Below are 14,984 nucleotides of genomic sequence, written 5' to 3'. Positions count from 1 at the left end.
TCAGTTTGGCTCGACTTTCAAGAGATAGAAGTAGGAGCTGACTGGTGTTTGTGTTATAATAAGGCTAATCTATTTGGAAAAACGAAAGGAATAACCATGTCAATTTTAGAAATCAAAGACCTCCATGTCTCGATTGAGGACAAGGAAATTTTAAAAGGGGTCAATCTTACCCTTAAAACAGGAGAAATTGCAGCCATCATGGGGCCAAATGGGACAGGAAAATCGACCCTTTCAGCAGCCATCATGGGCAATCCCAATTTTGAAGTGACCAAGGGAGAGATTCTCTTTGACGGTGTTGATGTCTTGGAGCTTGAGGTGGATGAACGTGCAAGACTAGGCCTCTTTCTTGCCATGCAGTACCCAAGTGAGATTCCAGGCATTACCAATGCGGAGTTTATCCGTGCGGCCATGAATGCTGGAAAAGAGGACAAGGACAAGATTTCAGTGCGCGATTTTATCCAAAAGCTCGATGAGAAGATGGAGCTACTTGGGATGAAAGAGGAGATGGCGGAGCGCTATCTCAATGAAGGTTTCTCAGGTGGGGAGAAAAAACGTAATGAAATCCTGCAACTCCTCATGCTTGAGCCCAAATTTGCCCTCTTAGATGAGATTGACTCTGGTCTTGACATCGATGCCCTAAAGGTAGTCTCAAAAGGGGTCAATGCAATGCGTGGTGAGGGGTTTGGAGCCATGATTATCACCCACTATCAAAGGCTACTTAACTACATTACCCCTGATGTGGTCCATGTCATGATGGATGGTCGGGTCGTCTTATCTGGAGGAAAAGAGTTGGCGGTGCGTCTCGAACAAGAAGGCTATGCCAAGATTGCTGAGGAGCTGGGTCTAAGCTACGAAGAAGAGGTTTAAGGAGGATACCATGACTAGAGAAGCGATTAAGGCTTTTTCCCTCATGCAGGCAGAACCAGATTGGCTCTTGGAGCGTAGGCTAGCCGCCTTTGATGTGATGGATTCTCTTGAGTTGCCAAAGATTGAGCGGGTCAAATTTTCAAGGTGGAACCTAGGAGATGGCAGCATCGAAGAGAATACACCTTTTGCTGGGGTGCCAGATTTTACCGCCCTTTCGCCTCACCCTAAATTGGTGCAGGTTGGTACCCAAACCTTGCTCGAAGAAATGCCTATGGACTTGCTAGAGCAGGGGGTTCGTTTCACAGATTTGAATACCGCCCTAGAGGAATTTCCAGAAGTGGTCCAAGCAGCCCTTGGTAAGGCCCTGCCCTATACAGAAGATCGTCTTGCTGCCTATCACACGGCTTATATGAACAGTGGAGCGGTGCTTTACGTCCCAGATGGGGTAGAAGTCGCCTCTCCTGTAGAAGGGATTTTCTATCAAAATAGCGATGAGTCGGTTCCTTTTAATAAGCATATCTTAATCATCCTTGGGAAAAATGCCAAGTTGACCTATCTTGAGCGATTTGAAAGTTTGGGTCAAGGTCAAGTGGCAACGACGGCCAATATCAGTGTTGAGGTCTTAGCAGGCAAGGGCAGTCAAATCAAGTTTGCGGCTATTGACCGACTTGGCAGTCATGTGACCACCTATATTAGCAGACGTGGTCGGCATGAGCAAGATGCGACCATTGACTGGGCGCTTGGGGTCATGAATGAAGGAAATGTCATCGCAGATTTTGATAGTGACCTCATGGGTGACGGCAGCCACGCTAATCTCAAGGTGGTGGCCATCTCTAGTGGTCGTCAGGTGCAAGGAATTGACACACGGGTGACCAACTACGGCAAGCACTCAGTCGGCCATATCCTTCAGCACGGGGTTATCCTCGAGCGAGGAACCCTTACTTTTAATGGTATCGGTCATATCATCAAAGGGGCAAAAGGAGCAGATGCCCAACAAGAAAGTCGAGTGCTGATGTTGTCGGATAAGGCAAGAAGCGATGCCAATCCGATCTTGCTCATTGATGAAAACGAAGTCACCGCAGGGCATGCGGCCTCCATCGGTCAGGTGGATCCAGAAGACATGTACTACCTCATGAGTCGCGGTCTTGATCGCTTTACCGCAGAGCAGCTGGTCATTCGTGGTTTCTTGGGAGCTGTTATTACGGAAATCCCTGTCAAATCTGTGCGAGAAGACATGATTGCTGTGGTGGATCAAAAATTGGTAGGTCGCTGATGGTGGATTGGAGAGCTGTTCGGCGTGACTTTCCCATCCTAGAGCGCACGGTGCATCAAGAGCCTTTAGTTTATTTGGATAGTGCCGCCACCACGCAAAAGCCAAATCAGGTTATAGAGGCTATGGTAGCCTATTATCAAAGGCAAAATGCTAATGTTCATCGTGGGGTCTATGCCCTATCTCAAGAGGCTAGTGATGCCTTTGATGTTTCGCGTGAAACCATCCAACACTTTATCGGAGCAAAATCGCGGCAAGAAATCATCTTAACCAAGGGAGCGACGGCCAGTCTTAACCAGTTGGCTCGTTATTTAGAGCCGTGGCTAGGTGAGGGAGATGAGATTTTACTATCCGTCATGGAACACCACGCTAACCTCATTCCTTGGCAGGAGCTAGCAAGACGCACTGGTGCTAAACTGGTTTATGTCGGCTTGACCAAGGACGGTCAGTTTGATTTGGCGGATTTTTATGCCAAACTCAGTCCAAGGACAAGGCTTGCGAGTATCACCCATCTGTCCAATGTGCTGGGAACACTTGTACCCATCAAGGAAATAGCGCAGGCTGTTCATGCTTGTGGCGGTTATTTGGTAGTGGATGCTGCCCAGTCGGTTGCCCATCTGCCACTTGATGTGGTGGATTTGGATTGTGATTTTTTGGTCTTTTCCGGTCACAAGGTCTATGGTCCGACAGGTATCGGTGTACTGTACGGCAAGGTTGCTCTTCTAGAAGAATTTTATCCGCTGGAATTTGGTGGTGATATGATTGAGCGCGTGACCTTAGAGGGAGCGTCTTGGGCTGGTTTACCTGAGCGCCTAGAGGCAGGGACTCCTGCGATTGCAGAGGCAATCGGTCTAGCCAAGGCTTTAGACTATGTGAGGACTATCGGTTTTGAGGCGATTGCCACCCACGAGGACCAGTTATTTGTGAGCTTGCTCTCTGGTTTGGAGCGTTTTGATGGGGTGCAGGTTTACGGACCTAAAGAATCGGCTCAGCACAAGAGTTTGGTTTCCTTTAACCTTGAAGGGGTTCATCCTCATGATGTGGCTATGGCACTAGATATGCAAGGCATTGCCGTGAGGGCAGGACATCACTGCGCTCAACCCTTGATGGGCATTTTGGGGATTTCCTCTAGTTTACGAGTCAGTCTTGGATTATATAATGATCAATCCGACATTGAGCGCTTATTGGATGGTTTAAAAGCGGCAAAGGAGTTTTTTGATGGGCTTAGCTAAGTTAAACAAACTCTATTTGACCTTGGTGAGCGATCATGCAAGACACCCCCACCATTATGGGGAATTAGCAGGTCTTGAGAGTCAGCCAGCTCATAATCCGACTTGTGGGGATCAGTTAGACCTCTATCTCAAGTGGGAGGGGAATCGCCTGGTGGACATCGGCTTTACCGGAACAGGTTGTAGTATTTCCATGGCATCAGCCAGCATGATGACCGACTGTGTGCTGGGGCAAGAGACAGAGCAAATCAACGCAATGATTCAAGCATTTTCTCAGCTCCTACAAGGAGATGAGAAACAAATCGTAGATCTAGGGGATGCGGCAGTGCTATCAGGTGTTAGCCACTTTCCCCAGCGAATCAAGTGCGCCAAGCTTGCTTGGTCGGCGCTTGATTTAGCCTTAGAGCAAAGAAGAAAGGAAAGAAAGGAATAAGATGGCAGAAGAAAAAGTAGAGCCAAAACCCATTGATCTAGGCGAGTATAAGTTTGGCTTTCATGATGATGTCGATCCCATTTATAGTACGGGAAAAGGCCTAAGTGAGGCGGTCATTCGTCAAATGTCAAAGGAAAAAGGAGAACCAGACTGGATGCTGGATTTTAGACTCAAGTCTCTAGCGACATTTCAAAAGATGGCTATGCCAGACTGGGGTCCTGACTTATCAGATATTGATTTTGAGGAAATCATTTACTATCAAAAACCGTCTGAAAAGCCAGCGAGGTCTTGGGATGAGGTGCCTGAGAAGATTAAGGAGACCTTTGAGCGTATCGGGATTCCAGAAGCAGAGCGGGCTTATCTGGCTGGGGCAGCCGCCCAGTATGAGTCAGAAGTGGTCTATCACAATATGAAAGAAGAGTTTGAAAAGCTGGGAATTATCTTTACCGATACGGATTCGGCATTACGCGATTACCCAGACTTGTTCAAACAGTATTTTGCTAAGCTCGTTCCCCCAACGGACAATAAGCTAGCCGCGCTCAATTCAGCCGTGTGGTCAGGTGGGACCTTTATCTATGTGCCAAAGGGGGTTAAGTGTGACATTCCCTTGCAGACTTACTTTCGGATTAACAATGAGAACACTGGTCAGTTTGAGCGCACCCTCATCATCGTCGATGAGGGGGCGAGTGTTCACTATGTGGAGGGCTGTACGGCACCGACTTATTCGACCAATAGCCTTCATGCGGCCATTGTTGAGATCTTTTCTTTGGACAATGCTTATGTGCGCTATACCACTATTCAAAACTGGTCTGATAATGTTTATAATCTCGTGACCAAGCGCGCCAAAGCGACCAAGAATGCAACGGTCGAGTGGATTGATGGCAACTTAGGAGCAAAGACGACCATGAAGTATCCATCGGTTTACTTGGATGGTGAGGGAGCGCGTGGGACCATGCTATCTATTGCTTTTGCCAATACCGGTCAAAAACAAGATACCGGAGCTAAGATGATCCATAATGCACCGCATACGAGTTCATCCATTGTCTCCAAATCCATTGCAAAAGGTGGTGGTGAGGTCAACTACCGAGGTCAGGTGACCTTTGCCAAGCCGTCTAAAAAGTCTGTCAGTCACATTGAGTGTGATACCATCATCATGGATGATTTGTCTAAGTCAGATACCATTCCTTTTAATGAGATTCATAATTCTCAGGTGGCCTTAGAACATGAGGCCAAGGTGTCTAAGATCTCAGAAGAGCAGCTCTATTATCTGATGAGTCGTGGTTTGTCAGAGAGTGAAGCGACAGAGATGATTGTCATGGGCTTTGTAGAGCCCTTTACCAAAGAGCTTCCTATGGAATACGCTGTGGAGCTCAATCGTTTGATTGCCTACGAGATGGAAGGATCGGTAGGCTAGGTTTATGTGTTATTGTCAATAAATAATAGAAAAGGAAAAATAATTCGTTAATGAAAGTTCAAAAAGATTGGCTCGATGAGCGATCGCGGTTTTCTATCCGCAAGTACTCCGTAGGAGTGGCTTCGGTCCTAATCGGTCTCTTGGCTTTTCAAGCAGGGCCTAGGGCTCTAGCGGACAGTGAAACCAACCAAGCCCATATCCGTTATCAGTACGTCACTGAGCAAGAGCTGACCAAGGAAGAGCAGAAGCAGATTTTGACGCAACTTCCGAGTGATCGGGTGACAGGCGATACGACCTATTATATGGTTTATCGACCTATCCAAAAGACTTTGCCAGAAACAGCTCTACACCTCAATTCTTCCCTATGGTTGGGGGGAGCTGGTGTGTCGTTTTTGGTGGTAGGACTGGCTTTTCGTCGTAAAAGGAAAAAGTGGCTAGCGCAAGCCTTCATTTTGACTGCGCTTGGTCAAGCCTTGTTACTCCCACAAGCAGAAGCGATTACAGCCAATATCTTGTCAGCTTATGCCAAGTCGTTTGAGTTGACAAAAGGGGAGCTACTTCCAGAAACCAAGGTGCAGATTGAAGGGTACCGCTTTGTTGGCTACATTGTTGAAGAAAACACCAAAGAAACCACAACGCCACGCCCTTACAGTGTTTTGAGTAAGGACGTGCTGGATACTGTTCTAAACGGACAAGCACAAGGGCCGACACAAACACAAGAGAATGCCAATGCCTCCCAAGGAGAAGTCAGCGAGACTGTTGAAGATCTCCCGTCAGTTGTGGAAACCCCAACTCCCCCATCAACGGAAGGTGGCACGTCAAGTGAAGTTGTTCCAACGCACCCCGATGTCCCCCCAACCGTTCCAGTCGAGGAAGTTCCATCAGTTCCAGAAACTCCGACTCCCTCAACTCCGGAAGGTGAGACGTCAAGTGAAGTTGTTCCAACACAGCCCGATGTCCCCCCAACCGTTCCAGTTGAGGAAGTTCCATCAGTTCCAGAAACCCCGACTCCCTCAACTCCGGAAGGTGAGACGTCAAGTGAAGTCGTTCCGACGCACCCTGAAGTGACACCAATATCTCCAGTTGAGGAAGTTCCATCAGTTCCAGAAACCCCGACTATCTCAACTCCGGAAGGTGAGACGTCAAGTGAAGTTGTTCCAACACAGCCCGATGTCCCCCCAACCGTTCCAGTCGAGGAAGTTCCGTCAGTTTCAGAAACTCCGACTCCCTCAACTCCGGAAGGAGGCACGTCAAGTGAAGTTGTTCCGACACAGCCCGATGTCCCCCCAACATCTCCAGTCGAGGAAGTTCCTTCAGTTCCAGAAACTCCGACTCCCTCAACTCCGGAAGGAGGCACGTCAAGTGAAGTCGTTCCAACACAGCCCGATGTCCCCCCAACCGTTCCAGTTGAGGAAGTTCCTTCAGTTCCAGAAACCCCGATTACCTCAACTCCGGAAGGAGACACGTCAAGTGAAGTCGTTCCTCAAAAGGAGCATACCGTTTCTGATCTTCCTCCAACAGTCAGTCAAGCCGAGGCCCCGCTGGAATTGTTGGTGGCGGTCAAGGAGTTAGAGCAGGCATTAGAGATTTCAGAGTCGGCTGATGTTACAGATAAGACACCAGAGAGTGTTAAAAACTATGATTTGGCTCAGGCTCAGGCGAAGGTTATGCTCTCTCAAGCAAGAAGCCTCTTAGCTATGCTACCAAATCGAGAAGATGCACGTGTTTCCGAAATGGAAAGTGCTATTTTGGAGGCGGGCGCAGCCCTAGCCAAAGCTCGAGAAGAGCTGGAGGTGAAGCGCCATCAGCTGGTTGATCCAGTGACCCAAACGCAACCTGAAGCCCCACTGGCTCTTATTGTAGCCGTTAAGGAATTAGAGGAACTGGTCAACACATCAGTTGATACCAGCGATAAGACGCCAGAAAGTGTTGCGGCTTACAACGTAGCGAAACAAGCGGCTGAGCAAGCCTTGGCAAGAGCTAACGCCCTTCTTGCTGCGAACCCTGTGGCATCTGATGAAGCGGTGAAGAACCATGAAACGTTAGTCACGGCTGCCAAAGAAGCGCTTGAGCAAGCTAAGTTAGCGCTCGAAACCAAACGTCATGAGTTGGATGATCCAGAAACGACTAGTCAAAAAGTGGCACCGCTGAATTTGATTGCGATGCTGAAAGACTTACAAGATTTGGCAAGTGAAGAGGTCACCTTAGACGATAAGACGCCAGCTAGTGTTGAGGCTTACAATACGGCAAAACAAGCTGCCGAGCAAGCACTGAGTGCAGCGAATGCTTTCCTTGCCACGAATCCAGTAGCTTCTGATGCCCAAGTGCAACCAACTGAAACCGCAGTGACAGCTGCCAAAGAAGCCCTTGAAGCAGCCAAGTCTGCTCTGGAAACCAAACGTCATGAGTTGGACGATCCAGAAACGACTAGCCAAAAAACAGCGCCTCTTAACTTGCTTGCCATGTTGAAAGATTTGCAAGATTTGGCAAGTGAGGAAGTCACTTTGGACGATAAAACACCAGATAGTGTGGAGGCTTACCAAACGGCCAAAGCGGCAGCTCAGACTGTTCTGTCTACGGCAGAAAACATGGCTCCCAACCTAGATAGTTTGGACGAGAGCGCTCTTGCCCTTGCCGAAAGCCTTGTTGGCAATGCCTTGACTAACTTGCGTGAGGCACGAATTGGTCTGCTCCCGAAAGAGGGGTCAACATCGGACGCTGAACCACCAACGGTGAGCCAACCCGAAGCGCCGCTTGCACTTCTAGTTGCGGTTAAGGAACTTGAAGAGTTGTTGCATACGCCAGTCGATACTAGTGACAAGACCCTAGCTAGCGTTGCGGCTTATGAATCGGCAAAACAAGTTGCTCAAGAAACCTTGGCAAGAGCTAACGCCCTTCTTGCTACGAAACCAGTGGCTTCTGATGAAGCGGTGAAATCAAGTGAAACCGCAGTCACATCTGCCAAAGAAGCGCTTGAGCAAGCTAAGTTAGCGCTCGAAACCAAACGTCATGAGTTGGATGACTCCGAGATGACCAGCCAACCCGAAGCCCCGCTCGCCCTTCTTGTCGCAGTCAAGGAGCTAGACGAACTCCTCAAGTCAACATCAACCGTTGATATCAGCGATAAGACCCCAGACAGCGTTGCAGCTTATAACGCAGCGAAACAAGCCGCTGAGCAAGCACTGAGTGCAGCGAATGCTTTCCTTGCCACGAATCCAGTAGCTTCTGATGCCCAAGTGCAACCAACTGAAACCGCAGTGACAGCTGCCAAAGAAGCCCTTGAAGCAGCCAAGTCTGCTCTGGAAACCAAACGCCATGAGTTGGACGATCCAGAAACGACTAGCCAAAAAACAGCGCCTCTTAACTTGCTTGCCATGTTGAAAGATTTGCAAGATTTGGCAAGTGAGGAAGTCACTTTGGACGATAAAACACCAGATAGTGTGGAGGCTTACCAAACGGCCAAAGCGGCAGCTCAGACTGTTCTGTCTACGGCAGAAAACATGGCTCCCAACCTAGATAGTTTGGACGAGAGCGCTCTTGCCCTTGCCGAAAGCCTTGTTGGCAATGCCTTGACTAACTTGCGTGAGGCACGAATTGGTCTGCTCCCGAAAGAGGGGTCAACATCGGACGCTGAACCACCAACGGTGAGCCAACCCGAAGCGCCGCTTGCACTTCTAGTTGCGGTTAAGGAACTTGAAGAGTTGTTGCATACGCCAGTCGATACTAGCGACAAGACGCCAGAAAGCGTTGATGCTTACAACGTAGCGAAACAAGCGGCTGAGCAAGCCTTGGCAAGAGCTAACGCCCTTCTTGCTACGAAACCAGTGGCTTCTGATGAAGCGGTGAAATCAAGTGAAACCGCAGTCACATCTGCCAAAGAAGCGCTTGAGCAAGCTAAGTTAGCGCTCGAAACCAAACGTCATGAGTTGGATGACTCCGAGATGACCAGCCAACCCGAAGCCCCGCTCGCCCTTCTTGTCGCAGTCAAGGAGCTAGACGAACTCCTCAAGTCAACATCAACCGTTGATATCAGCGATAAGACCCCAGACAGCGTTGCAGCTTATAACGCAGCGAAACAAGCCGCTGAGCAAGCACTGAGTGCAGCGAATGCTTTCCTTGCCACGAATCCAGTAGCTTCTGATGCCCAAGTGCAACCAACTGAAACCGCAGTGACAGCTGCCAAAGAAGCCCTTGAAGCAGCCAAGTCTGCTCTGGAAACCAAACGCCATGAGTTGGACGATCCAGAAACGACTAGCCAAAAAACAGCGCCTCTTAACTTGCTTGCCATGTTGAAAGATTTGCAAGATTTGGCAAGTGAGGAAGTCACTTTGGACGATAAAACACCAGATAGTGTGGAGGCTTACCAAACGGCCAAAGCGGCAGCTCAGACTGTTCTGTCTACGGCAGAAAACATGGCTCCCAACCTAGATAGTTTGGACGAGAGCGCTCTTGCCCTTGCCGAAAGCCTTGTTGGCAATGCCTTGACTAACTTGCGTGAGGCACGAATTGGTCTGCTCCCGAAAGAGGGGTCAACATCGGACGCTGAACCACCAACGGTGAGCCAACCCGAAGCGCCGCTTGCACTTCTAGTTGCGGTTAAGGAACTTGAAGAGTTGTTGCATACGCCAGTCGATACTAGCGACAAGACGCCAGAAAGCGTTGATGCTTACAACGTAGCGAAACAAGCGGCTGAGCAAGCCTTGGCAAGAGCTAACGCCCTTCTTGCTACGAAACCAGTGGCTTCTGATGAAGCGGTGAAATCAAGTGAAACCGCAGTCACATCTGCCAAAGAAGCGCTTGAGCAAGCTAAGTTAGCGCTCGAAACCAAACGTCATGAGTTGGATGACTCCGAGATGACCAGCCAACCCGAAGCCCCGCTCGCCCTTCTTGTCGCAGTCAAGGAGCTAGACGAACTCCTCAAGTCAACATCAACCGTTGATACCAGCGACAAGACGCCAGAAAGTGTTGCAGCTTACAACGTAGCGAAACAAGCGGCTGAGCAAGTCTTGGCAAGAGCCAACGCCCTTTTTGCTACGAAACCAGTGGCTTCTGATGAAGCGGTGAAATCAACTGAAACCGCAGTCACAGCTGCCAAAGAAGCGCTTGAACAAGCTAAGTCAGCTCTTGAAACCAAACGTCATGAGTTGGACGATCCAGAAACGACTAGCCAACCAGAAGCCCCGCTCGCCCTTCTTGTCGCAGTCAAGGAGCTAGACGAACTCCTCAAGTCAACATCAACCGTTGACACCAGCGACAAGACCCCAGCCAGCGTTGCAGCTTACAACGCAGCAAAACAATCCGCTCAAGAAGCCTTGGCAGCGGCCAACACGCTTCTTGCCACCAAGCCAGTAGCGACGAACGATCAGGTGAAACCGACTGAAACGAGAGTCACAGCTGCCAAAGAGGCCTTAGAGGCGGCAATCGCACAGCTGACTATTCTTGAGTTGACCAAGCCAACCTTGACTCTTGTTGACCTTAAACAAGAAAATTATGAGCCTAAGGTTAAAGTCACTTATCAACTTGAGGATGCCGATCAACACCTCAGACAGGTGAAGGTTCAGGTCAAAGATAAGGCAACGGGAGCAGTCGTCTTAGAAAAGACCCTTAGCAGAGATCAACTGTCAGATGTGACCCTAGAAAAACTGGATTATGACAAGGACTACACCCTTGAGACCAGCTACACCTACCAAACACGTCAGGGAGAAGCCAGTGAAACCCTTCCTCCTCGTGTTTTTGTCCTCGAGCGCAAGCAAATTGAGTTCCAAAAAGTGACAGATGCAGGTCTTTATCAGGATGTTTCAGGTCAGGCACGACGAGTGGCAGGACTGACAGCTGCGGGTAATCCAAGCGACTACTATGTTCGCCTTCTAGCTGACAATCGTCAGGTTCTCCTTCCTGTGAGCGCCATCCGTGATGCAGGCGATCATTACGAGGTGACAGCGCACCACGCAGACTTGATCCAGCAGGGTCAAGACGGCACCTACCACGATGAGTACAAACTCAACATTGCCAAGATTGCCCCAGCCACCAACGGGGTTTACACCTCCTTTAGCGAACTCATCAAGGATATGAACGCCAACCCAAGCGGCACCTTTACCCTAGGGGCAGATCTCTCCGCAGATGAGTTAGCGAGCCAAGACGGAACCACCTACTTGACCAAAGAGTTCACCGGAACCCTCAATGGTGAGCATGACGGTAAGGTTCACACCATCTATGGTTTGACTAAGCCGCTCTTTGGTAATCTGAAAAATGCCACCATCAAACACCTCAAATTGGATGATGTCAATATCAATATGCCAACTCAGTCACAAACAGGGGTTCTGGCATCTGCCATCACGGGTACAACCGTCGAAGACCTCACTGTCAAAGGTAAATTGACCCTAGATCGTGAATTTGGTGGTGTGGTTTACAAGGCTACCAAGTCCACCTTGAAAGATTTGGATGTTAATCTGAAGATTTACAGCGTCAATAGTCAAAAACGTTTCCATAACTCTGGAGGGGTAGTCGCCCTTCTTGACGGCAGTCATATCAATCGTGTCCACGCTGTGGTTCACATGACAGGGGACTTCCCAGGCAGCAATGATATTGGTCTTTTGGTCGGAAAAGGTATCAACAGCAGTAGCATCCAGAGCGCTTATGTCGAGGGTAGCTTGATGGGACTTGAGAATACCAACGGACGTATGGCAGGTCTGATTGCTTATTATAGTAATACCAAGGTGACGGATGCCATCGTGGCTAGCCAAGCCCCTACCGTCGGTAAGGTCGCTGGGATGAATAATGCTACTAAAAACTTTAGCAACGTTTACACCATCGCTAATCGGACCACTGGATTGGATAATTTCTCTCAGACAAGCGAGATTACTCCAGAAGTGGCAGCACAAAAGATTGCTGAGATGAATCTTCCAGGTCTGGTTGATCAGACGCCAAGCCTAAATTATGAGCAGGTGCGCAACTATCAAGCCGATCGCAAACTCGCTTATGAAAACATGACCAAGCTCTTGCCGTTCTATAACCAATCCTTCATCGTCAAGGAAGGAAACCTTGTGGATCCAAGCAGCAAGCTCTATACGACCAAGCTCTTGTCGGTTGTACCGATGAAGGATAATCAAGTCGTCGCAGATCTTTATGAGTCAGGCAAGACCCTCAACCGCCTCATGCTCCACTATGCAGACGGTACGGTCGAATACCAAACCTTGACACCAGTAGAAGAGTACAAGAATACCAGCGTCTTTGAGTACCAAGTGGGCGAAACAGGTCTTCTTTACACGCCAGATCAATGGTTGAAAACACCAACTAACTTGATTGCTCAAGCCAAGGCTGATGTGTCTTCTGCGGACCTCTACTCCGAGGAGATGTGGAAGCTCTTCTACCCAGTTGATCCACCAGCGACCGAACCTTGGACAGCAGAGAAAAAACGTGAGCGAGTGGCTAAGCTCTACCTTGACACTGCCTTTACAGCCGCCAAGGAGCAGATGGGGCAACTCATGGACGCTGCCCTTTCTCACAGTAGTGTCGCTGATTTCACCCAAGGGGCGATTGCCAACCACTACACCAAGTATCTCAAGGAAAATGCCAATGCCATCCTTCTTGGTCTTGCTTACATGAATCGTTTCTACAACATTCAGTTTGGTGAGATGAACGTGAAGAACCTAGCCACTTTCTACCCAGGTTTCCTCAAGGGGGCTACGGTGGATACTCTTGCCCTCTTAGCCGATATCGGACAAGGTGGTTATGAGGTTCTTAGAACCAACAAGAACTTGGCGACTTATGACCGTTACCTAGAGCCGCTATCTGGCAAGATGACACTTAGAGACTACCTCAGCGCTTACAGGACTCTCTTTACCAAGATGGATGAAAATACTTGGTTCAAGTCAGCCACCAAGGCTTACATCTCAGAAGGCCAGTCCAAGTCAGCGCCAGAGCTAGAGTACCGAGCTTATGAATTGCTCAATTCACCGCTTCACCGTCACATGATCTTGCCGCTCCTTAACCTGAGCCAAGAAGGTGTCTTTATCATGACCACCATCAACACGGTGACTTTTGGTATGTACGATCGCTATATCGATATGAGCCTCGCTCAGACAGATAAGGCAACTTATGATACCAAAGTGGCGGATTTGAAAAAAACAATTGACTATTACAATGGCGTGCAGCGTGACCATGTGGACTTCTGGTACCGTGTCGCTCAGCCATCGGTCAAAGAAGCCCTCTATCATCAAAATCGCCTGCCAATCCCAGTCTGGGATGGCTACCGCATCATGCGTAATGGCAAGGCTGCTTGGATGCCAGCCTTTGGTGAGGGCGCATCGTCTAGCATGCTAGAATTCTTTGGACCGATTGAGAAATACTATACCAGCAATGGTTCAGGAGCTTATGCGACTGGAACTTTGGTACACTTTGTCGTGGACAATGTCCTCAGCCTTTACGGGGAATCGGTTTACACCCATGAGATGACCCACAACCTTGATAATACCGTTTACCTAGGTGGATATAGCAGACGGGATACCGTCGGAGCCGAAGCCTACGCCCAAGGTCTCTTGCAGTCGGCTAATAATCCAAATAACGGGAACTTCGCCCTCAATACCCATATTGACTACCAAGTTCACGAAGACGGAAAATTTGCGGAGAATCGCTTGTATGCCCTCTCGCCAGAGCGCTATCAAACCAAGGAAGATCTCCAAAATTATGTCAAGAGTATGCTAGATGTGGTCTATACCTTGGAAGCTCTTGAAGCGCAGAACCTCTTGGCTCTTCCAAAAGAAGACCAAATGGCGCTTTATACCCAGATTGCCTCAAGCTCGGCAGGTCCAGCGGGTACGGTATCGCAAATCAAGACACTCACCTTAGAGGAATTGAATCAAATCAATAGCCTAGATGACATGATTGATCACGGCATTCTCGTCTTTAACAACAACGAGCATAAGCCAGCCTTTATCGGTCGAAACAATTATAGCCAAGCGCCTCTCTTTAGCGCTAACTATAGCGGATTGACCTCTACGGAGGAAGGATCAGTGGATTCCCTTAGCTTCAAGCGTCTGGCTTATGAAGTCTTGGGAGCTTATGGATATGATGGCTTTATCGGCTATGCTTCCAACCGTTACAAGGAAGAAGCCAAACAAGAAAACCAAACCTTTACCGAAAGCTATATCTTGTCGAAGATTAGCCAAGGCAAGTACACCGATTTCAAAGCCTTCAAGAAAGATCAGTACAAAGAGCGCCTAGACAAAGTCGACCAGCTCAAGCCAGTCACCTTTACCTACGGAGGCAAGACCTATCAAGCGACTAAGGATGAGATTAACAAACTCATGCAAACAGCTATCTCCAGTGATGCGGCCGCTAAAAAATCAAAACCAGCCTCAACACCAACTGCTGTTCGCAGCCTGAAAGAAGCCATTTACAGAGCTTACCTCAAAGAAACCAACGACTTCAGAAGTTCGATTTATAACTAAGATACTAAAGGTGTTAAGCGGACAAGGCAAAAATAGGGAGTCTAACGCTGAACGCTTGCGTTCTAGGCAGACGAGTCTTTTTTGCCCAGTCCGTAGCCTGAGTTCAATTAACTAAGATACTAAGGCGCGATTCTGCTTTTAGCAGAAATTTTCGATGAGAAAATAGGAAGTGAGACGAAGGAACTTGAGTTCCGAGGAACACTTATCTTTTTCTCGAAGAAAATAGCGACGGGTTCAGTTACTAAGACACTAAAGGCGTAAAAAGGACTCCGAAAAAGTATCGCAGTGACACGAGATGAGAGTCACTCAAATCAGCAGTATG

6 protein-coding genes are annotated in these 14,984 nt (G+C 48.7%); all 6 read left to right on the top strand.

Features of this window, described 5'->3' with window-relative positions:
* Positions 1-96 precede the first annotated feature (96 nt).
* Genes sufC through ACZ49W_RS08275 form a run of 6 tightly spaced genes read left to right on the top strand, consistent with a single transcriptional unit; the run spans position 97 to position 14,662 of the window.
* A complete protein-coding gene (gene sufC, locus ACZ49W_RS08300; RefSeq protein ID WP_464814816.1) occupies positions 97-867 on the top strand; it encodes a Fe-S cluster assembly ATPase SufC in 771 nt (256 codons plus the stop codon).
* A 10-nt stretch (positions 868-877) separates the two neighbouring features.
* Positions 878-2,140: a Fe-S cluster assembly protein SufD gene (gene sufD, locus ACZ49W_RS08295; protein ID WP_464814815.1), complete on the top strand. Its 1,263-nt coding sequence runs from the start codon at positions 878-880 to the stop codon at positions 2,138-2,140.
* The gene (locus tag ACZ49W_RS08290; RefSeq protein ID WP_464814814.1) at positions 2,140-3,369 is read left to right on the top strand and encodes an aminotransferase class V-fold PLP-dependent enzyme; all 1,230 of its coding nucleotides are present in this window, start codon (positions 2,140-2,142) and stop codon (positions 3,367-3,369) included. Before sufD ends, ACZ49W_RS08290 begins: the two co-directional genes overlap by 1 nt.
* A complete protein-coding gene (gene sufU, locus ACZ49W_RS08285; RefSeq protein ID WP_464814813.1) occupies positions 3,356-3,799 on the top strand; it encodes a Fe-S cluster assembly sulfur transfer protein SufU in 444 nt (147 codons plus the stop codon). Before ACZ49W_RS08290 ends, sufU begins: the two co-directional genes overlap by 14 nt.
* 1 nt (position 3,800) lies before the next feature.
* A complete protein-coding gene (gene sufB, locus ACZ49W_RS08280; RefSeq protein ID WP_464814812.1) occupies positions 3,801-5,213 on the top strand; it encodes a Fe-S cluster assembly protein SufB in 1,413 nt (470 codons plus the stop codon).
* Between the two features lie 50 nt (positions 5,214-5,263).
* Entirely contained in the window at positions 5,264-14,662 is a 9,399-nt protein-coding gene (locus ACZ49W_RS08275; protein WP_464814811.1) for a ZmpA/ZmpB/ZmpC family metallo-endopeptidase, read from the top strand.
* Positions 14,663-14,984 lie beyond the last annotated feature (322 nt).

This window comes from Streptococcus sp. STR1/CE/0325 (assembly GCF_055386095.1).
The sequence above is the reverse complement of the archived record's forward strand: the minus strand, read 5'-3'. Positions and strand labels throughout refer to the sequence as shown.